Origin of the sequence: Paenibacillus hubeiensis (assembly GCF_032334105.1) — a bacterium.
GTDB classification, from domain to species: domain Bacteria; phylum Bacillota; class Bacilli; order Paenibacillales; family Paenibacillaceae; genus Paenibacillus; species Paenibacillus hubeiensis.
On record NZ_JAVYAE020000027.1, the window covers coordinates 1 to 20,553 of the forward strand.

General features: G+C 47.6%; 18 protein-coding genes and 1 pseudogene. 3 read left to right on the forward strand and 16 right to left on the reverse strand.

Features of this window, described 5'->3' with window-relative positions; all coding sequences use genetic code 11:
* From RSX24_RS31515 to RSX24_RS31530, 4 genes are all read right to left on the reverse strand, one after another.
* The coding region (locus RSX24_RS31515; RefSeq protein ID WP_343262800.1) for a helix-turn-helix domain-containing protein at nucleotides 1–218 on the reverse strand (218 nt) is incomplete at its 3' end.
* A gap of 201 nt (nucleotides 219–419) precedes the next feature.
* A complete protein-coding gene (locus RSX24_RS31520) occupies nucleotides 420–2,306 on the reverse strand; it encodes a beta-glucoside-specific PTS transporter subunit IIABC (RefSeq protein ID WP_343262801.1) in 1,887 nt (628 codons plus the stop codon).
* A gap of 212 nt (nucleotides 2,307–2,518) precedes the next feature.
* Nucleotides 2,519–3,349, reverse strand: a complete 831-nt coding sequence (gene licT / locus RSX24_RS31525; RefSeq protein ID WP_236416760.1) for a BglG family transcription antiterminator LicT — start codon at nucleotides 3,347–3,349, stop codon at nucleotides 2,519–2,521.
* A 383-nt stretch (nucleotides 3,350–3,732) separates the two neighbouring features.
* On the reverse strand, nucleotides 3,733–5,172 hold the full coding sequence (locus RSX24_RS31530; RefSeq protein WP_343262802.1) for a 6-phospho-beta-glucosidase: 1,440 nt from the start codon (nucleotides 5,170–5,172) through the stop codon (nucleotides 3,733–3,735).
* Nucleotides 5,173–5,536: 364 nt separating this feature from the next.
* Between RSX24_RS31530 and RSX24_RS31535 the strand changes: the two genes are divergently transcribed.
* Nucleotides 5,537–7,261, forward strand: coding sequence for a cellulase family glycosylhydrolase (locus tag RSX24_RS31535; protein WP_343262803.1), 1,725 nt, complete (start codon nucleotides 5,537–5,539; stop codon nucleotides 7,259–7,261).
* Between the two features lie 212 nt (nucleotides 7,262–7,473).
* Entirely contained in the window at nucleotides 7,474–8,373 is a 900-nt protein-coding gene (locus RSX24_RS31540; protein ID WP_339277885.1) for a manganese catalase family protein, read from the forward strand.
* Nucleotides 8,374–8,769: 396 nt separating this feature from the next.
* Here the strand turns inward: RSX24_RS31540 and RSX24_RS31545 are convergent, their stop codons facing one another.
* The 3 genes from RSX24_RS31545 to RSX24_RS31555 form a co-directional block, all read right to left on the reverse strand.
* Nucleotides 8,770–10,764, reverse strand: a complete 1,995-nt coding sequence (locus RSX24_RS31545; protein ID WP_343262804.1) for a sucrose-specific PTS transporter subunit IIBC — start codon at nucleotides 10,762–10,764, stop codon at nucleotides 8,770–8,772.
* Between the two features lie 31 nt (nucleotides 10,765–10,795).
* A complete protein-coding gene (locus RSX24_RS31550; RefSeq protein WP_236416753.1) occupies nucleotides 10,796–12,292 on the reverse strand; it encodes a glycoside hydrolase family 32 protein in 1,497 nt (498 codons plus the stop codon).
* Between the two features lie 158 nt (nucleotides 12,293–12,450).
* The gene (locus RSX24_RS31555; protein ID WP_343262805.1) at nucleotides 12,451–13,434 is read right to left on the reverse strand and encodes a LacI family DNA-binding transcriptional regulator; all 984 of its coding nucleotides are present in this window, start codon (nucleotides 13,432–13,434) and stop codon (nucleotides 12,451–12,453) included.
* A 528-nt stretch (nucleotides 13,435–13,962) separates the two neighbouring features.
* Here RSX24_RS31555 and RSX24_RS31560 point away from each other — a divergent pair.
* Nucleotides 13,963–15,042: a bifunctional 3-deoxy-7-phosphoheptulonate synthase/chorismate mutase gene (locus tag RSX24_RS31560; RefSeq protein WP_236416751.1), complete on the forward strand. Its 1,080-nt coding sequence runs from the start codon at nucleotides 13,963–13,965 to the stop codon at nucleotides 15,040–15,042.
* A gap of 76 nt (nucleotides 15,043–15,118) precedes the next feature.
* On the opposite strand, the gene RSX24_RS31565 is transcribed toward RSX24_RS31560, so the two are convergent.
* From RSX24_RS31565 to RSX24_RS31605, 9 genes and pseudogenes are all read right to left on the reverse strand, one after another.
* Nucleotides 15,119–15,841: an Imm3 family immunity protein gene (locus tag RSX24_RS31565; RefSeq protein ID WP_343262806.1), complete on the reverse strand. Its 723-nt coding sequence runs from the start codon at nucleotides 15,839–15,841 to the stop codon at nucleotides 15,119–15,121.
* 189 nt (nucleotides 15,842–16,030) lie between these two features.
* Nucleotides 16,031–16,498: a DUF6985 domain-containing protein gene (locus tag RSX24_RS31570; protein ID WP_236416749.1), complete on the reverse strand. Its 468-nt coding sequence runs from the start codon at nucleotides 16,496–16,498 to the stop codon at nucleotides 16,031–16,033.
* Nucleotides 16,499–16,646: 148 nt separating this feature from the next.
* Nucleotides 16,647–16,856, reverse strand: coding sequence for a hypothetical protein (locus RSX24_RS31575; protein ID WP_343262807.1), 210 nt, complete (start codon nucleotides 16,854–16,856; stop codon nucleotides 16,647–16,649).
* Between the two features lie 449 nt (nucleotides 16,857–17,305).
* A complete protein-coding gene (locus RSX24_RS31580) occupies nucleotides 17,306–17,728 on the reverse strand; it encodes an SUKH-3 domain-containing protein (protein WP_343262808.1) in 423 nt (140 codons plus the stop codon).
* Nucleotides 17,729–17,866: 138 nt separating this feature from the next.
* A complete protein-coding gene (locus tag RSX24_RS31585; RefSeq protein WP_343262809.1) occupies nucleotides 17,867–18,358 on the reverse strand; it encodes a hypothetical protein in 492 nt (163 codons plus the stop codon).
* A gap of 102 nt (nucleotides 18,359–18,460) precedes the next feature.
* Nucleotides 18,461–18,763 (reverse strand): hypothetical protein, encoded by a 303-nt coding sequence (locus RSX24_RS31590; RefSeq protein ID WP_343262810.1) that lies wholly within the window; start codon nucleotides 18,761–18,763, stop codon nucleotides 18,461–18,463.
* A 56-nt stretch (nucleotides 18,764–18,819) separates the two neighbouring features.
* The gene (locus tag RSX24_RS31595) at nucleotides 18,820–19,206 is read right to left on the reverse strand and encodes a 1,4-dihydroxy-6-naphthoate synthase (RefSeq protein ID WP_343262811.1); all 387 of its coding nucleotides are present in this window, start codon (nucleotides 19,204–19,206) and stop codon (nucleotides 18,820–18,822) included.
* A gap of 323 nt (nucleotides 19,207–19,529) precedes the next feature.
* Nucleotides 19,530–19,919, reverse strand: a complete 390-nt coding sequence (locus tag RSX24_RS31600; RefSeq protein WP_343262812.1) for a hypothetical protein — start codon at nucleotides 19,917–19,919, stop codon at nucleotides 19,530–19,532.
* Between the two features lie 70 nt (nucleotides 19,920–19,989).
* Nucleotides 19,990–20,553: pseudogene (locus tag RSX24_RS31605) on the reverse strand (hypothetical protein); the annotation flags it as partial.

Consider the following 20,553-nt stretch of genomic DNA (forward strand, 5'->3'; position numbering starts at 1 on the left):
TCCGTTTTTTTCAACCAAGGATGTTCTTGCTTTAGATCTGGAAGCTGCGTGGCACAAGCATGGTACGACAAGCCCTTGCCCGTGGCGGCAAACGTATCCTTCCATTGTCCCAGAAAATAGTTGAACACAAAACGGCAACATCCAAACATCTGATGGATCCACTGCTGCTGTGTACGATTGGGGTAGATCCGATACTTGTATGCTTTATGGAAGAGCATGCCACACACCTCCGTTCTTGCAGTTATTATAGCACATACGTTCGGTTTCGAATAGAAAAAAATGGCCATTCATTCCCCACCTAAAGCTGACGCTTTTGAGGAGGGGATCTTCTCGCCTTCAACGATAAAGAAAGCCATTCCCTACCCGAAACAAACCGAAGTTTGTCGAGTTAGGAAATGGCTGTACATTTGAGATGCTAACTATTTCGAAGCGTGAAGGCTCAAGAGCGGCTCCTGCGTCTGAACCTCTCCCGTGCTTGCAGGCAATACTTGTTCATAGTTTGCAGAATTCGTGACGATAATCGGCGTAACCGTATGGTATCCGGCAGCCTTGATCTGTGCGATGTCGAACTCGAGCAACAGGTCTCCTGCCTTTACACGGTCGCCTTCCTTGATATGGGACACAAAATGCTGTCCGTCCAGCTTGACGGTGTCCACGCCGACATGCACCAGGATTTCAGCCCCGCTGTCGGATACGACCGCCAATGCGTGTTTCTTCTTAAAGGCTACCGTTACCGTTCCGTCGAACGGAGCAACCACTTTCCCTACGCTTGGCTCGATGGCAACGCCCTGACCCATCGCTCCGGATGAAAATGCCGGGTCCGGAACTTCCGCCAGATCCACGATCGTACCTTGGATCGGACTAAGCACCAGTTGGTCTGCCGCAGCAGTCAATGTCGATGCTTGTGCGGATGATGCGGATTTATTGGCTGCTTCGCCTTTGGCCGCTTCTTCCTCCACCGGATCTTTGAAGCCCATAATATACGTCAATACGGCCGAAACGATAAAGGAAACGACGATCCCGATAATCAGGCCCGGGAAGCCTTGTCCGCCTGGACCGTAGAAGATCGGCAGCGTGAGCAGTCCCGGCGCACCGGATGCAAACGCTTGGGTTCCCGCTTGGCCGATGATCGCTCCCCCGATCGCTCCCCCGATAATACCTGCGATGAATGGCCGTTTCAGCGGCAGCGTTACCCCGTAGATGGCCGGTTCGGTGATGCCGAACAGAGCCGTGAGCGTGGAGGACCCGGCCAGGGTTCTCAGCTTTTTGTTTTTCGTTCTAAGCATGACTCCAAAAGCCGCGCCCGTTTGGGCGAATACGGATGCCGTTGCGGCAGGTTTGATGCCGTCGCGGCCGTGAACCGCAACGTTGTTGATGAAGATCGGCACCAGGCCCCAGTGCACGCCGAAGATGACGAACAGCTGCCAGCCCGCACCCATGACCGCTCCAGCCAGCAGCGGACTGAAACCAAATGCGGCTACCAGCGCAGATGCAATGGCATTACCGACGTATACGCCGAACGGTCCGAACGCAATCAGCGTCAGCGGAACCATAATCACTAACAGCAGCAATGGCGTAATGAAGTTTTTGACGCTTTGATGAATGACTTTGTTCAGCCATCTCTCCAGGAAACTCATCACGATAACCGAAATGATGATCGGAATGACCGTGGATGAATAACTCATCAGGACCACCGGAATGCCGAAAAAGTCGGTTGGCGTGCCTTCATTTTTTAACGTAATGATGGTCGGATAGATCAGTGCGCCCGCGATCGTCAACGCGACAAAGGTGTTGCCCTGGAACTTACGCGAAGTTGTAACCGCTAACAGCAGCGGCAGGAAATAAAACAGGCTATCCGCAGCCGCGTACAGAATGATGTAGCTTGTATCCGTCGTTGCGAGCCAGCCGGCGTTGGTGGCAATCAGCAGCAGCCCTTTTAAAATCCCGGCTCCGGCCATAACGCCGAGCAGTGGAGCAAAGATGCTCGAAATGACGTCGATAATGCCACCAAGGCCTTTAATGGACTTGCCCTTTTTTTCTTTGGAATCGCCATCGTCCAGAATGTTGCTGACTTTGCCGATGGCACTATACACCTCAGGCACCGTGTTGCCAATGACGACTTGAAATTGTCCTCCGTTTTCTTTCACGGCAATGATGCCTTCCGTTTTTTCCAATGTTGATTTGTCGGCTTTGGCGTCGTCCTTCAATACAAACCGCAAACGCGTTGCGCAATGCACCAGGGAAACGACGTTTTTCTCCCCACCGACCAGCTGTACGATTTCTTTGGCCAGCTTTTCATGACTCATCCTCTGCACCCCCATGTTTTCTGCGACAGGCGTATTTCGATTTTTTTGCACGCAAAAAACCTAAGCCTTGAAGAAAGGTGCCCAAACGAGCATACACCTTCTCATGGCTTAGGTTTTGCCTGCATAACCAGTAACAATCCCAGTTCAATCGTATTCAATTCCTGTTAATCACATAATATAATTATTTAACCATTTCTGTCAACAATTATTTATTAACGATTAACCACTCGTTCAATGTGCACGGTCAGATACAGCTTTTCCTCATTCGTTAGCTCGTGATCATATTCCTTTTTGACGAACATTTCGATCTTTTCCGTGCATGCCGCCGCTTCCCGATGCTTCTCCTTGATCATGTCGTAGAAGTGGTCGTAGTTATTGTCGTAATGCGTTCCGTTCAGCACACGCTGCGAGAAAAATTTCAAGTGGGTAATGAAGCGGTAATAACTGAGCGATTCCTCATCGAACTCCATCTTGAAATGGTATTTCGCAATATTGATAATTTGCTGAATGAATTTGGTCATGTTCATCGTGGTCACGACTTCTTCATTCATTTCGGCATTCACGACATGCAGCGCGATAAAGGCCGCTTCGTCCTGCGGAAGCTCATACCCGAGCCGGGACTTGATCTGTTCCAGCGTGCGCAGTCCAAGCGCGAATTCGGACTTGTACAGCTGTTTGATTTCCCACAGCATCGCATTTTTGATCTCGACGCCTTCGCGGTATCGTTCTATCGCAAAATTGATGTGGTCCGTCAAGGATACATAGATGTTTTCATTCAGGTTTCTGCCCATGTTATCTCTCGCGTGCGTGATGACCTCTTCGACGATTTCGACCAGCTCGATCGGAACCTCGCGCAGCAGCATTTTGAAATTGTCGGAGGTCTGCTTGTTCTTCAGGGCAAACACCTTCTGAATGCGGGTCTCGTCTACTCTGTCTCCCGGCTTTTTCTTGAAGGCAATTCCGCGCCCCATAACGACAAGCTCAGCCCCGTCTGCCTGATAGATGCTGATTACATTGTTGTTGATGACCTTGGCTATTTTCACTTCCATCCCCCATTCACGATCCACTCGTAACTGCAAACCATCGTTACCCGGGCACGCAAAAAAAACCTCAAGCATCGCAAAGGAAAAAACGTTCAGGCGAACGTCATTCGCGGCAAGTCGTAACCTTTCATACGGCGCGGCGAACTCGCTGCACGGGAAAAAAACCCATGAGACCAAGATCGGCCGAAATGCCTGAAAAAGCCTCCGACGTCTGCTTTTGGATGCTTAGGTTTTGCCTACACTTGTGTAGTAACAATCCCATAACGATATAATTGCGTCAAGTATAGCGCGAACTCGCAAGGATGTCAACGCTTTCACCGGAAGTCCGAAACCCGGAAGATTCGTCAGGTACGACGAACCTTCCAAATTGAACCGGCGATCGCCTATGCCTCCAGATCCGTTCCTCCGGATGCGATCACTTTTTTGTACCAATGGAAGCTTTTCTTCTTGATCCGCTTCAAATCCCCATTACCGGCGTTGTCGCGATCCACGTAGATGTAACCGTAGCGTTTCTTCATCTCGCCGGAAGAGGCGCTGACGATATCGATCGGTCCCCAGCTCGTATAACCGATAATATCGACGCCGTCCTGAATCGCTTCGCCCATCTCGGCAATGTGCCGCTTCAGGTAATCAATGCGATAATCGTCGTGAATTTCGCCATCGGCCGCCACGACGTCATTGGCCCCAAGACCGTTTTCGACGACAAACAGCGGTTTCTGGTAACGGTCATGCAGCTGGTTGGCCGTGATCCGGAAACCTTTCGGATCGATGGTCCAGCCCCAATCGGATTTTTGCAGGTACGGGTTCGCGACGGAACCGAATACGTTGCCGCTGGTCATGTTTTTGACCACTTCGGGATCGGTGCTTGTCGTACGGCTGGAATAATAGCTGAATCCGATGTAATCCACGGTATGGTTTTTCAAAATGTCGGCATCGCCTGCTTCCATGACGATGTTTAAGCCGTGATCTTTAAAGAAACGTTTGGCATAACCCGGGTATTCACCGCGCGACTGCACGTCGATGAAGAAGTAGGACTCCCGGTCTTTCTCCATGCCTTGGAACACATCTTCCGGATTGCATGTATACGGATAGAAGCTGCCCGCTGCCAGCATGCAGCCAATCATGGCGCCCGGAATGATTTCATGACATGCTTTGACGGCCAACGCACTTGCGACCAGCTGATGATGAGCCGCCTGGTATTGGATTTCTTTGACGTTATCGCCTTCCTTAAAGGCCAGGCCTGCCCCCAGAAACGGCAAATGCAGCAGCATGTTGATTTCGTTGAAGGTCATCCAGTATTTAACCTTGTCCTTGTAACGGGTAAATACGGTTTTAGCATACGTTTCGAACAGATGAACCAGCTTGCGGTTTCTCCAGCTGCCGTACTTTTCGATCAGGTTAACCGGCACGTCGAAATGAGCCAGCGTCACGACGGGTTCGATGCCGTGCTTGAGCATTTCGTCGAACAGGTTGTCATAAAACTGCAGTCCGGCCTCGTTCGCTGCCGCGTCTTCCCCGCTTGGGAAAATGCGCGCCCACGCAATGGAAACACGAAGCGCTTTGAATCCCATTTCCGCGAATAGAGCGATATCCTCCGGATAACGATGGTAAAAGTCGATGGCTGCGTGCGAAGGGTAGAACTCTCCTTCCTGCGGCGTAAATCCAGGCACATTGCCCTTCATGATGCTTCTGCGATTCTCCCCGGAAGGCAGCAGGTCCACAATGCTTAGTCCTTTGCCGTCTTCCAGATATGCTCCTTCCGTTTGATTAGCTGCGAGAGCTCCTCCCCACAGAAAGTTTTCGGGAAATTTGAAATTGCTCATGCCCAGTTCTCCTTTCGATTCTTCGTGAAGTATGTCCAACCACGCCTTTCCGATTCCAGGCAACAAAAAAACCCGAACCAGCCTGTCTACACATGTCATGTAAACAAGCCAGCTCAGGTTATGCCCATATCGGTAACATTCCCAGAATGCATTATGCGGTTGCATAAAACTGTACCAAGATTTAGGGCTCTTGTCAATTCGATGATTGGCGGGACGTGTTAACACCCATGTCAAAAACCACTAATTTTTATATGAAATCATAACTAATTTTAAAGGTGTTTTCCCCTTCCATATTATGTTACGTTATATTACGAAAACGCTTTCAGTCATTCTAATACATATACCACAAAGGAGACAGAATTGAATGAAAAGAAAACGGACCAAACTTTTGAACTTCACCCTGGTCACGGCGCTGATCCTTTCCCTTCTCTCTTCTGCCGTCGCTTCGGCGGATGCCGCCGAAAACAGCAGTGCCAATGAAACTGCAGCTCCGAGCAAAATTCAGGCTTACGTCAGTGATATGGAACCGGGCTGGAATCTCGGAAACTCCCTTGACGCGGTCGGCGAAGATGAGACGGCTTGGGGCAATCCCCGCATCACCAAAGAATTGATTCAGAACATCGCCGCACAAGGCTACAAAAGCATTCGCATTCCGGTGACCTGGGAAGCCCATATCGGCGAAGCACCTGACTACAAAATTGATTCCGCTTACATGAATCGCGTACAAGAAGTTGTGGATTGGGCGTTGGATGCTAATCTCTATGTCATGCTCAATGTTCACCATGATTCATGGAGATGGGTCAGTTACATGGAAAAAGACCACGACAACGTACTGGCCCGTTACAATGCCGTATGGACGCAAATCGCGGAAAAATTCAAGCATTCGTCCAACAAGCTGATGTTCGAAAGCATCAACGAACCACGTTTCACCGAAGGTGGGACAACCAATGAGGCGGTAGCCTACCGAATGCTCGACGAGCTGAATACTTCGTTCCATAAGATCGTCAGATCTTCCGGCGCCAACAACGCCAATCGTCCATTGGTGCTGCCTACGCTTCATACGTCCTCCAACCAGGCCGATCTGGATGCGCTGAACCAAACGATCTCCAAATTGAATGATCCCCGTATCATTGCAACGGTGCATTATTACGGTTTCTGGCCGTTCAGCGTGAACATTGCCGGTTACACGACGTTTAACGAAGAAGTACAAAAAGATATCACGGATACATTTGATCGTGTGTACAATGCTTTCACGGCTAAAGGCATTCCCGTCATCGTCGGCGAATACGGCCTGCTCGGTTTCGACCAGCATACGGGCGTCATCGAACAAGGTGAGAAGCTCAAATTTTTCGAATTCATCGCCCATTACCTGCATCAAAAACAAATGACGACCATGCTGTGGGACAATGGACAGCACTTTAGCCGTACGGATTATACCTGGTCAGACCCGGAGCTGTACAATGTCATGAAAGCTGGCTGGGAAGGCCGCTCCGCAACCGCTGAGACCGATCTGATTTACCTGAACGCAGGCGAAGCCGTGCAAGACAGAACCATTAAGCTGAACCTGAACGGCAACAAACTTCGTTCACTCACGAACGGCAGCACGTCACTGATCAAAGTGAAGCATTATACCCTAAAAGGCGACACGCTGACGCTCAAGGCCGACCTCCTGAAACAGCTTGCGTCCTCCGGCGAGCTTGGTGTTAATGCCAAGCTTACGGCCAAATTCAACAACGGAGCCGACTGGACGTTCCATATCATTTCGAGCACCACGCCTGTATTGAGCAAAGCCTCGGGTACGACGGAATCGTTCGCCATTCCGGTGGCCTTTAACGGCAACCAATTGGCTACCATGGAAGCGAATTATACCAACGGAGAGATCGCCGGACCGCAAAACTGGACCTCCTTCAAGGAGTTCGCTTACACATTCAGTCCGGATTATGATCGTCAGGTCATCGAGCTGAAGCCGGCGTTTTTCAAGGAAACCAACGATGGCGAAATCATTCTGAAGTTCCATTTCTGGAACGGCGACGTGGTATCGTACAAAATAACGAAAAAAGGCTCAAGCATTGTCGGCGAACCCGCCTGATTCAACCAAAGCAGAGGATGCTGCCCAGCATATTTTTGCCAAAAGCGTTCCTTCGGAGCTTATGTTCCGTGGGAGCGTTTTTTTTGGCGGAACGACTTTCTCTTCACCCTCCCCCAGCACGAAACGGGCTTGATGCATCTGCCTCCCGCATAACGTACAAGTCGTGGTTCATACCTTAACAGTAATGTAACTACGCATAAGGAGGGAAACGCATGTTTAAACGGGTAGACCGTCTTGCCATCGAACTACCGATCGGCAGCAATCCCGACCCTAACGGAGCCTCTGCGGTTCAGGAGCTGATGGGCGGGCGTTTCGGGGAAATGTCCACGCTGAACAATTACTTGTTCCAGTCGTTCAACTTCAGAGGCAAAACCAAGCTGAGACCCTTTTACGACATTGTTGCCAGCATAACCGCCGAGGAGTTCGGGCATGTGGAGCTCGTGGCCAACACAATCAACCTGATGCTCGTCGGCACGACTTCGCCGGGCGATCCAGATGCGACCCCGCTTCGCAACACCAAGGATCTTCGCATGTCCTCCCTGTTTATCGAATCGGCCCAAACGGCCCTCCCTTATGACTCCATGGGCAGACCCTGGAACGGCTCTTACGTAACCAGCACAGGCAATCTCATCGTTGATCTGCTGCATAACTTTTTTCTGGAATGCAATGCAAGGACCCACAAAATGAGAGTGTACGAAATGACGGATCATCCGACGGCAAGGGCGATGACCGGTTATTTGCTTGTCCGGGGCGGCGTACATATTCTGGCTTATGCAAAAGCGCTCGAAATTGCGACCGGCGTGGATGTCACCAAAATGCTGCCTGTGCCGAACCTCGATAACAGCGTGTTCGATGCAACCCGAAAATGGGAGGCCTTGGGCGAACACCGCAGATTGTATACGTTCAGCGACAAGGATTACCAGCAGATTGCGCAGATCTGGAAAGGAACCCATCCCCGCGACGGCGGCAAACTGGAAGCGTATGCGGGGCTCCCCGGTTACAGCGGGCCCATCCCTGAACTTCCGGAGTTGTCGGAAGAGTTCGCTCCGGGCATCTCTCAGGAAGACCTGCAGCAAATCGCGGAGCGGCTGAAACGGTCTGCGGGGTTGTAATCGGCGTCGCAGGCACGAGGTCAGCTATATAAACCGCACTAAACAATCACACAAGGCACTGCGAGTGCAGTACCATCTTCCGATCGCTGTTATCCCCAGATTTTTTCATATCCCTTTTTTCAAAGGGAAAATCCGGTGATAAATGCGACCGCTTCGCTTCTCCAGATTGGTTCTGCCTCTCCGTTAACGTGTGTATCTTTCTTTTTTGCGGTTTATATAGCCCTTTCCCCCAGAATTGCGGCAAGTTTGACAAAAGTAAAGAAAAAAGGCATGGTCAATGCAGTGATTGTCCACTGCATGACCATGCCCTGCCTTCGGGAATATGAGTTCCATTTACTGTAGGTCTAGATGCCTCACCACACCTGTCTCTGTCGTTAAGGAACAAGTTCTCTTGATCTATGTTGTCTTCTTGAATTTGACTATAAGCACCGTATCCTGCCCCGCCTGCACCGGCCCTGATCGGGCAACCGTCACACTCTCGATCTCTTCGTTCCCACCAGGCACAAGAACGGGTGTGATTAGCGGCAATCCGGCTGACCGGATATGCTCCATATCAAATTCCAACAACAGCTGTCCTTTCGAGACATGATCGCCATTGCTCACGTGCAGCGTGAAACCTTCTCCTTTCAGACCAACGGTGTTGATGCCGACGTGAATCAGCACTTGCGCTCCCGTCGCATGCTCTAAAATGACGGCATGTTTGCTTTTGTGCATGACATGTGCCACGGTGCCTTCGAACGGAGCATATACTTTGCCATCGGATGGTTCGATAGCGATTCCTTCTCCCATGTGCCCTTCCGCAAAGGCCGGATCGGGAACGGTGGCCAAAGCAACGGCTTGACCCGTGATTGGGGCCGCTATATCCATCGTGTCAACCTGCACTTTTTCCATGCTTGTTGGAACAGGTGACGAAGCTGATGCGGATGCCGAGTCCGAGGCAATTACCGAATCTGCCATCGACTCCCCGTTACCGGACATGCCGTTCGAAGATCCGTTTTCCGAAGCTGCAGGCTTGTTTTTGTAACCGAACATCCAGGTCAGCGCAAACGCGATGCCCATCGCTACTACATTGGTCAAAATGTACACTGGCAGCTGGCTGTTCAGGTACAGCAACGTTCCCGGGATCGCGGTAACCGCCATGCCTGTGCCCTGCAAATGGAACAGGGATGCCAGAAATCCCCCTGCCGCGCCGCCGACCAGACCCATAATAAACGGTTTCATCAAACGAAGGTTGACCCCGAAAATCGCCGGTTCAGTGATGCCAAGAAAAGCCGAGAATGAAGAAGGCAAGGCAAGCGCCTTTAACTTCGTATCTTTCGTTTTCAAACCAACTGCCAGACAAGCTGCCCCCTGTGCCGTAATGGCACATGTAATAATCGCGTTGAATGCATTGGCACCCGTTCGCTCCAGCAATTGTATCTCAAGAAAATTGAATATATGATGCACGCCGGTAACCACAATGATTTGATGCAAGAATCCGATCACAAGCCCCGCAATGCCAAACGGCAGATCCAGAACGGCGGTTGTGCCGTGCAGCACCCATTCCTCCAGGGAATGGAATACCGGGCCGATGGCGAACAAACCCAGCGTGATCATGACAGCAAGCGTAATGAACGGCGTAAGGATCAGATCCAGCGCTTCAGGTACCCGCTTTCGGAGAAACTTCTCAAATTTGGCGCCGATCAAGCCCACGAAGAAGGCGGGCAGGACTGAACCTTGGTAACCGACGACCGGTATGAAGCCGAACATGTGCAGCGCCTTTGCCGATCCGTCTGCGACCGCATACGCGTTCGGCAGCGCCGGATTGACCAGCATCAAACCAAGCACAATGCCGAGCACGGGGCTGCCGCCGAATACGCGGAATGCGGACCACGCCACGAGTGCCGGCAAAAACGCGAAGGCCGTATCGGTCAGAACTTGCGTAAAGAGCAAAAAGTTTGGCGAAATATCATCAGGCGTAGCCCCGAACAACGCCAGAATCTCGCTCTGGGTGAGCAGGCCGCGCAGACCCATGAATAGCCCGGTTGCCACCAGCACCGGAATGATGGGCACAAACACGTCGCCAAAGGTCCGGATCCCTCGCTGAAACACGTTGCCCTGCTTTTTGCTTTGGCCTTTCAAATCTTCCTTGGATGTGCCTTCGATCCCGAGCTTCTCCACTTCCTCATAGATCCGGTTGACCGTTCCCGTGCCAAAAATGATCTGGTACTGCCCCGAGTTAAAAAATGCACCTTTGACTTTGTCGATGGTTTCGACCTGTTTTTGGTCGATTTTGTCCTTGTCGTTCACCATGATGCGAAGCCGGGTTGCGCAGTGCGCAAACGATGCGATATTATCCTTGCCGCCGACGGCCTGGATGACTTCGCGAGCGATCTGTTGATTGTCGGACATGGAATTCATTCCCTTCGTGCCTGATGATTGTTTAACGTTTTGCATTTTGATGCTCGTAATCCCACTTGCTTGCTTTAAATGTCGCTCTGCCGCCGTGGGCAAAGAAACGGATGCCATCACTCGTTTGGCTTGGGAAAATCCGGCTCGTGAAAACTTCTTCCCCTTCGTTCACGAAGATTTCGACCGATGACGTATCCACGAACATGCGAAGCCGGATCGTTTCGCCGCTTAGAGAGCATCGACGCACGCTGCCGTTGGCTTCGGCCAGCGCTGCCCCGGACGACGAACGATCCAGCACCAGCTTCTGCTCCGCCCGGTCATACCATATGACCGTTTTTTCCTGCTCGCTCGAGCGGAATTCGATACCGAAACGATCGGCATCGCAGCTGTCAATGATGCAGTCCAGTTCAAACGCCGTGCCGGCGAAGCCAGGGATTGTTCTGGTTTCGTTTTCAAGGGTCACGCCGACGGTCTGCTTCGTTTCGGTCATGCGCAGCTTCACCATTTCATCGACGGGCTGTTGAATGAGTTTGCCGTCTCTAATGCTCAGCTGCCGCGGAATCGTCAGGCAATGCGCCCAACCGCTGCCGTCCGTCGGATACGCCAGATCGGGCAATCCCATCCATCCGACAAGTATGCGTCTGCCATCCGGAGCTGCCATCGTCTGGGGTGCATAGAAGTCAAACCCGCGATCCAGTTCCCTGAAATCGCCGTGGTTGAATGTTAACGTTTCCGGATCGAGCGCTTCACCGATGAGATAGCCGGATTGATAGATGTTATTGTACCGATCCCCTTCCGGTTGCAACCCTTGAGGGCAAAAAATCAGTACACCCTGGCCATCCAGCTCCATATAATCCGGACACTCCCACATATATCCGAATTCGTTCAAATTCGTCCGCAGCTCGCCCAAAAGCGTCCACTCCAACATGTCGGGCGAGCGATATAACACGGCGCAGCCGGTCTCGTTCTCGCGCTGGGCTCCTATGATACAGTAATACCATTCTCCGTCTTGCCATACCTTCGGGTCCCTGAAATGGTCCGTGTATCCAGGCGGCACGGCCGGGATAACAGGGGTTTCGCGTTTAATCACCACATCATCTTCATCCATGACCGCAAGGCATTGGTACGGATGCCTGATCCATCGTTCATCCCTTGTATTGCCTGTATACATCAGCATCAGCTTGCCATCCTTCTCGATGGCGCTGCCCGAATAGGCACCATGCGAATCCTGTGGATCGCCCGGATGGATGCCGATTCCCCTGTCTTCCCAATGCACGAGATCACTGGAGCGAACGTGATACCAATACTTCATGCCATGCTCCGTTCCAAGCGGGAACCATTGATAGAACAGGTGATAATAGCCTTGGTAAAAGGCAAAACCGTTCGGGTCGTTCAGCAGCCCCGTTTGGGGCTGAATATGATATTGCTGCCGCCACGGACATGCGGCGATGAGCGCTTCAAGTTTGCGCAATTCACCTGGATCGGCCTGTTCAAGCCGACGGTAAAGCCGTTCTCGGGTCATTTTCATATCGAGTACTCCCACCCTTGCCATTGCTGTTTTCGTCCAAGAACGGAACCGGTTCCGAACAACGCAAAAAAATAATCCCATCAGGAATTCTTCTCAAGGTTCCTGCTTTTCCGCAGAAGTTTGGAACCGGTTCGATGGGACTATCATAAAGGATTTTTTTATAATTTGTCAACGCTTTCTCGGGAAATCAGCTCCACGTCGAGCACGGCGCACTTCTCCACCGGTTCTCCCGCAACAAGCCGGATAATGTGGCTGGCCGCGATTCTCCCGGCCTGAGTATAATGGTATCGTACCGTGGTCAGCGCAGGATTGATCATCTCCGTGATGTCATATCCACCGAAACCGCTCACGGATATATCCTGCGGAATCTGCCTTTTGGCGGCAAAAGCCGTTTTCATCACGGCCAACGCAATATTGTCTGTTGCGCATACAACCATCGATGACCTATCGTTGTTTAACACCTGCTCAGCCGTATGTGCTGCCTCCGACATCTTAAAGCTCGACTCATGGTAGGTTACATTACATCCTGGACATTCCGCGATGGCACGCCGAAACCCTTGCTTCCGGTGAATGCCCACGGCCTGATCCCGTTCGGTTACACCCAAATAACTGATCTCGCGATGTCCGTTTTGCAGCACATGCTTGCCCATTTCATAACCGGCCTGGTCGTCATTATGTACGACGCTATGAAGCCGTTCATGCTGCTGTCCGACCAAAATGACCGGAATGGCGATGTCGTCCACCGCTTTCAGATGTGCTTCCGTCACCTCGGCCGCAAGCAGGATGATGCCGGAAACTTTCTGTCTGGCAAAATCGTAAATGGCGTCAATCTCCCGCTGCATGTCCTGGCTTGTGTTTGCAATCAGCATCTGGTATTGGTTGCCGCGCAGTTCCTCATCGATGCCGATCAGCGTCTGGGACGTGGCAAAGGAGTCCAGGCGCGGGACAACCGTGCCGATGATGCTTGCCCGCTTGGCCTTCAAGCTTTGGGCAAAGGTGTTGGGAACGTAGTTGTATTGTTTGATAATCCGCTCAATGCGTTGGCGGGTATCCTCGCTGACCGATCCCCCGTTGAGGAACCGGGAAACCGTGCTCTTTGCGACTCCCGCCAATTGGGCGATATCCGAAATCGTTTTGTTCATAATTACCCCTTTTGCAGAAATTGCATAATAATCGTCATTATTTATATTATACTGCGAATCCCTGTCCCATGGCGAATGAGTCTATTTACTTTATCGCATGAATGCGTCAATCCGTCATCTTGCGATCAATTCCGGAGCATGCTATTATGACTTCAATTCATTTCATGTCACCTATTGACGGGATCAGAATAAAATTACTTTATAAAAGCCATGACGGAAAGAGTACGCGGATTACATGTTCATCACAGGGACGCGGTGCCGGAGACTGAAAGCACCCGAAAGCAGCATGCCGCCGAAGTTCACTCCCGAGCCGATTGCTGAAGGGCTAACCTTTTCAGGGTTTCTACAGCTCCTAGGACAATCCGTATCCTTGCGTTAAAAGGTTAAGTGAGAAACAGCTCGCTGCAAGGCAGCGCTGCCGTTTCTAATTAGGGTGGTACCACGGCTTCTTCGTCCCTTGCGGATGAAGGGCTTTTTTTGTTTTTTGCGAATCAGAACCAATCCAAATGTCGAAGGAGTGCATTGTCCATGGAACAGAATACCGAGCTCGAAACGTTAAGAAGCCGCTTGAACGAAATCAACCACGGCCTGCTTCACCTGTTGTCCGAACGGGCCAGCGTCGTGCAGGAAATCGGGCAAATCAAAGAAAAACAAGGCGTGCCCAAATTCGATCCTGTGCGTGAAAAAGAAATGCTGGAGGAACTGACCGCAGCCAATCCGGGACCGTTCCATAACGATGCGATCAAGCTCTTATTCAAGCAAATCTTCCAGGCTTCGCTGAATTTGCAAGTCGACGAACACAAAAAACATCTGCTCGTCAGCCGCAAAAACCAGCAAGAGGATACCATCGTCTCCATTGGCGACGTGCAGGTCGGTGCGGGAACGCCAATCATGATCGCCGGGCCTTGCTCGGTCGAGAGTTACGAACAAGTGCGCGAAGTCGCTGCAGCGCTCAAGGCCGCAGGCATCAGCGTCATGCGCGGCGGTGCCTTCAAACCGCGCACCTCGCCATACGATTTCCAGGGACTTGGCATTGAGGGGCTGAAAATACTGAAGGAAGTTGCCGATGAGTTCGGGTTGAAAACGATCAGCGAGATCGTTCACCCGGATCACATCGAGCTTGCCGGCGATTACATCGACGTCATCCAGATCGGCGCGCGCAACATGCAGAATTTCGAGCTGCTCAAGGCTGCAGGCGATGTCAACATTCCGATCCTGCTGAAACGTGGTCTGGCGGCGACGATCGACGAGTTCGTGCATGCGGCGGAGTACGTCGTCTCCCGCGGCAACAAACAAGTCATGCTGATCGAGCGCGGCATCCGCACCTATGAGAAAGCAACGCGCAACACGCTCGACATTTCGGCCGTGCCGATCCTGAAACAGGAAACGCATCTGCCGGTGCTTGTCGATGTCACGCATTCCACGGGCCGCAAAGACATCCTTGCCCCTTGCGCCAAAGCCGCTCTCGCCGCAGGCGCCGACGGCGTCATGGTGGAGGTGCACCCGAACCCGGCCGTAGCTCTCTCCGATGCAGCGCAGCAGCTGAACATCCCGCAATTCAACGAGTTCCTCGCCACCGTGAGGGAGTCGGGGCTGTTGAAGGGGTAGACTGGGTTTTAAAAGAAATGAACCGCCTCGTCCAATAAAGACAGAGGCGGTCCATTCTAATTTGAAATGCTCAGGATCAAATCTGATTTTTATCATCAAATCTAGTATTCTCTAGCGGTCCATTCAAGCCTAATATCTCTCCGATCCGGAGCGACAAGTCCTTTTTTTCAAATTCAGTTAAGTCTTGACCGACTTCAAGAATATCGAACCGTTCCAACTCACGCTTGATACGGGCAAACTGATCTTTGACTTCGATTCGATGTCTAATTATCAACTCTGCAAGGGTTGTTTTTATCACCATGTTTTCAGAAGGCGTATTATTACAATCACGTTCAAATCGATTCAGGACATTCCCAACTAACTCATCTTCATCTCTAGTAACGTTCAGGAGTGTGGCGAAACACTCTTTCACTGCTTTCTCCATTTCAAAATAGTGCCATCTTGCGAATTCACTCTGATCTATTGCCATGTCTTCAAACTTTTCAAGGACTTTTTCCATACGTTCAACGATATCCTTGTATTCATCCGTCTGTATTACACTACGAAGTTTTTCCTTATTTAAGGAAAGAAGCTGCTCCATGACATGCACTTTAAATTTACAATAGACCTTGGTATGTGTTAATGACACTGTTGCTGCTGCAATGTTCACGACAGCTTTCTCCATTTCGCCTCTATTCATTATGCTATAGTAAGCATCGTATGTAATGGCGAGTGCCTCAGCGTCACTCATTTCTTCATTTTTCCAATCCAGATACCTTTGATAAAATGAGCCGAATAATGCTTCATAGTTACGTTTCATTAGACTCACCTTCCTTCTTTAGATAAACTTAAATTTTCAAACATAACCTGTATATTATCGAATTGATTGCTCTTGAGGGCATTTCGAATGTCTTTCACAATTTGGTTCTCATTCAACATCGCCTTTCTCCGATTCAGTAAAACTCAATAAGTCTTAGTTCAAATATCTGAATTGAGTTCACCCTAAGTTTTATATCGCAACATCTTGGTATCCTACATCAACTACTTTTTCATCTAATAAACGAATGCCTAAGCCATTTTCTGAATCCCACGTACAACTAAAAAGAAATCCAATATCCCGTTCTTTATTAAGATCTCCATACGAAACAACAATACTATCTAAGGTCATCATTTTTTTTAATTGCTCAGTTGTATCCACGAAAGGATAACTTTCATTAAAAGCTATGTCATAGCCTAACTCATGACGTTTTTGTAGATAATAGTTTAAAATAGGTTGAAGTAAATTCTGTTGTATTTCCTCCCAATCTTCCATTAAACTTTGGTAAGCCGAATATTGATCATCATCGAATACCCCGTCCTCATCTCCTTCAATAATAAGGGTTATTGGAGTCTTAACCCCAAAATAATTCATAGTCGTATCCTTGGACCAAATATAATCATAGTCGAGTTCGCCAAACACCACATCATAAATTTTCATGAAATGATTTCCTCCTCTATTTCTTAAAATCAACTCTCCTCATGTAGTCACATTTCTTCCTCTGTTAGCATTCCGAAAAATTCAGATAAATTTGAAGCGACCTTTCGTGTTACAGGAGAAAATTCTTCTGACTCTTCATGAAACCAGATTACGACGTGGGCTCTTCAGTCTCTCTAAAATCCAAACAAACAAAATCTCCTGAAAATAACGCTGCAATAGGAACGATATGTATTCCCACTAAATCTTCATCATCAGTTAATCTTTCACTTAATTGTGTAATAACAACTTCGACATCATACCAACCATTCGTCAGATCAGACTCGCTGTCATTCAGTACACAAAGAAATTTTTCAATCACATATTCATGCTGATTATATCTAAACACGTTTGTCTGTGGTACAGCTCCATTATTTTCTTAGATAAAATTCCTATATGTTTCAGGAAATGAAATTCTCAAGCCTCGCTCCACTTCGTCTAATAATTCATCGGTGGGCAATGGAAAGACAATTGTACTCACATCCACTCTCACTTTCTTCACCCCTTACTTCACCTAACTACTTGAGTGCAATTCGAATCCATCGCACGCAAGAACCTCTTGCACATCGCCATTCCCACAACCAGACCACAAAGGTTATCATTCGATAATACCTTTTGGCGTCGTGGCTTCTTGTTACCCAGCAGATGTTTTCCCCGACAGCGACGATTGACAGTGCAGAAAATCGTTTGTTATGCGAACCTAAAGACGTCTAATGCAAATTATATTTTTCTGAATCCGTAGCCTCCATGTTTTGTGCAAGTTATACAGGTTCAGTCACTATCTATAGTTATCATGTCTAGGTTTGCACCCATAACAACATGATATAAAGCTTCTTCGAAGGTATCTCCTAAATAAATAAGAAAATCATCATTACCTCCGTAAAATGTTCCTGATGAACCAACATACCATGTCATATCAATAGAAGCGATTTCCCCTAGAATTATAAATGATTCATTACAGTGTTCCTCATATCTTGTGACAAGCTCACGAAAAATAGATTTTCCTGCATGTTCAGGATCAACATTCAAAGTTAAATATCGATCCGGTTTTCGAGGATTCTTGAATTGAATTTTTAACCCTCCATATTCTTTTAAAACTTGTATAGCCCCCTCGAAAATAACGTAATCATCGTTCTTCCCCTTTGAGCTTCTATAATGGATACAAAGCTGCAAACATAAGCTAACAGTTTCCACACATAAATATGAACTTATCAGATTTAATATTTATCGCGAAAGATAAATTATCAATATTTTCAAGGAATACAAATTCTAAGGTCACGTCTCTTTTTCTTCCTTTTGTAGACGATGATTACTCAATAGATATAAGACTCTCTATATATTATTAACATCAATAGGTTCATTTTGTGAACGACTTAACCAGTTACTAACCGGAAAGGATCCAACATTAGTTACATCAATAAAGCCTGATCTAACTATAAAATTTACGCCCTTTTCAAATAATCTTATTATTGGATCATAAATATCTAAATACTTTTGAACTTCTTTATTTTCATCTGATATTGCTGATAATTTTAAATATGATTTAATTAAACAATTTGCATACATGTTATTATTCACATATTCTAGTGTTTCTTTGGAACATAGTTTTTCAGTATCTATGTTGTTTTGGAAGCCTAATTCTTCAGCAATATCAATGACAAAGGGGTTTTGAAGAGTTACGTCATAAGATAAAGAAAAAGCAGCCATTCTCCTCAAAAACTCTGCCATTAATTTTGCATCTTCTCGTATACCTTCTGTACCAATTACTGTCCAATTCACTTTATTTATTCTTTCTATTGCATTCTCAAGATACATTTTTCTCACTCTTTCCAACCTTTCTACCATTTCCATTTACTTGGTTTAAGAGTTTACAAGGACTATCTTACAGACACTCTAATTGTCCGAGTTGAAAATCCTCAAAAGTGTTTACACCATATAACTTTCAGCGATTTGAATATGGCTATTTAAGTCTAAATCTGGATACCTTTTATCTAACAAATATAATAGATCAATGAATTTTCCGCTTTGCAAATTATACGCAACCTCTTCAAACACTTCACTCAGAAACGAAATTTCAGTTTTGGTACATTGATTCAAAAAAGCTAAGGTTAAACTCTCATCTGTACTAAGGAGTTCAATTAATTCTATCCACTTTTGTTTAATCATAGGATCGTTATCGTCTAGCAACGCACGTGCCCCTAAAACCGCTCGTACTTTTTCGTAAAACATAAAGTTGACCTCCAAAATGATTATGGTTGTAACACGTAATCTGGGAAAATCGTCCCTCACGTAGAACAGTACTCGCCATCAAAATTATAACCGCCTTTTCTTGGTAGGGGATTTTCAAAATCGCACGATGCTATTGCTTTAAAATCAGCATCCCATAACTTTGTCAGCAAATTGGATATTTCTAATACATAGTTAGCTTCACCCCCATTTTCAGTTGGTTCAATTTCAAGGTAGTACTTGTAATATAGAAAGCCATCATTTCCTTGGTTTATTTTGTCTTTATCGAAATCACTGTTATTGAAAATAATTATTTCTGAATGCTTCGTCAATATGCTTGAACCACTAATTGTACCCTTAACAATGTTTGAAACTGCATCTAGCAACATTTCTTTATCAACATCGCTATCCACAAAAATTTTAGTAAACAAATCATATTCTTCCAATGAAATCACCTCAGATCATTTGGGTGGTGCAAAATGTGATTGCCTTGAACAACTTTATCATCACTTACATGCTAACGATTATCAAATATGTAACATATCACCTTCTCATCTTTCTATCGTCTTGGCGTAATTTACAGTTGCAATAAAAAACTGTGAGAAGATGAACATAACACAAAAACAAGTCAAATTACGGTAGTATATGTCCATAATCAACCTGTTTAATGTATCCGAGGAGCGTTATTCAGGTTGAAAATTAAAGCATTTGATGGGCCTGCAACCTGAAACGAGAAATCTTTATATGGGTATTACATGGGTTAGATGTATTATTTGTTGAATGAGTGGTTCATTCCGGCACTGGGTAGTGCTTTTTTAGCAGCCACCAAGTAACCCTTGATTTCATCAGATAGTTCAAGTACCCTCCTCCAATCTGGTGAATTTCTAACCGCATTAACATTCCACTCATCGCCTTGCTGTAATTCTAGAACTAAGTCTCTTAAGATAGAACTTTTATACACCATCTCATCACTAATTAGTCCGGCATCATTAAGTCTTTGTAAGACATCAACGTGTAAAAATGAAATTACTCCTGTATCGAATTCTTCAAAGATATTGTAGCCAATTACCGTATCATCCTCACTTAGCAGGTATGTTCCACATTTATCAATCGTATCTACATATAGCTCCAACAGTTTTCCTGTGGATATTTTCCCCATTAAACATATCCCCTTTATTTTTGAATAACTGTAGCCTTATCCCCGGGTAACGGTTTATAATCAGTTCTTACTACCTTGACTTTGCCTGTCTGCCACTTGAGAAACCAATGTATGACCCTTCATGTCCCCCTCCTCCTAGGGGATAGAGCACAGACTTATCGCCGTTTGTGAATTTCCATCCAGTACCTGCTGAGCCATAAGTACCTTTCGTCCATCCATCTCCAAGAGTTCTTCCAACTTCATCAGCTGATTTACTCCATAGAGCTTTGGGATTACTTAAAATATCATCATAAGATTTTAACTCTGTTACCCATGTAAAATTTCCGTCTCCATATTTGCTCTTGTAGTAATCATTCCATTTTGCTCCTGTTCGAGGTATCTGTGCAGAATAACCCGTCCCCTCATCCAACTTCTTCGCTAAATCATCCTTACCTGCTTCCATTTCACTCCAAAAACGCTGCTGCTGGCTATTGGGCGGAATTGGCTTTTTCGGCTTCGTGAAATAGACACCGTTTGGTCCATCCATTGCAAATTCCGGGCCAAAACGAGTATTTCGCATCCGCTCCATCGAATCAGATACATAATCCGTGATATCGTCTACGCTTTTGTTCAGACGATCTTTAGTCTGCTGCTT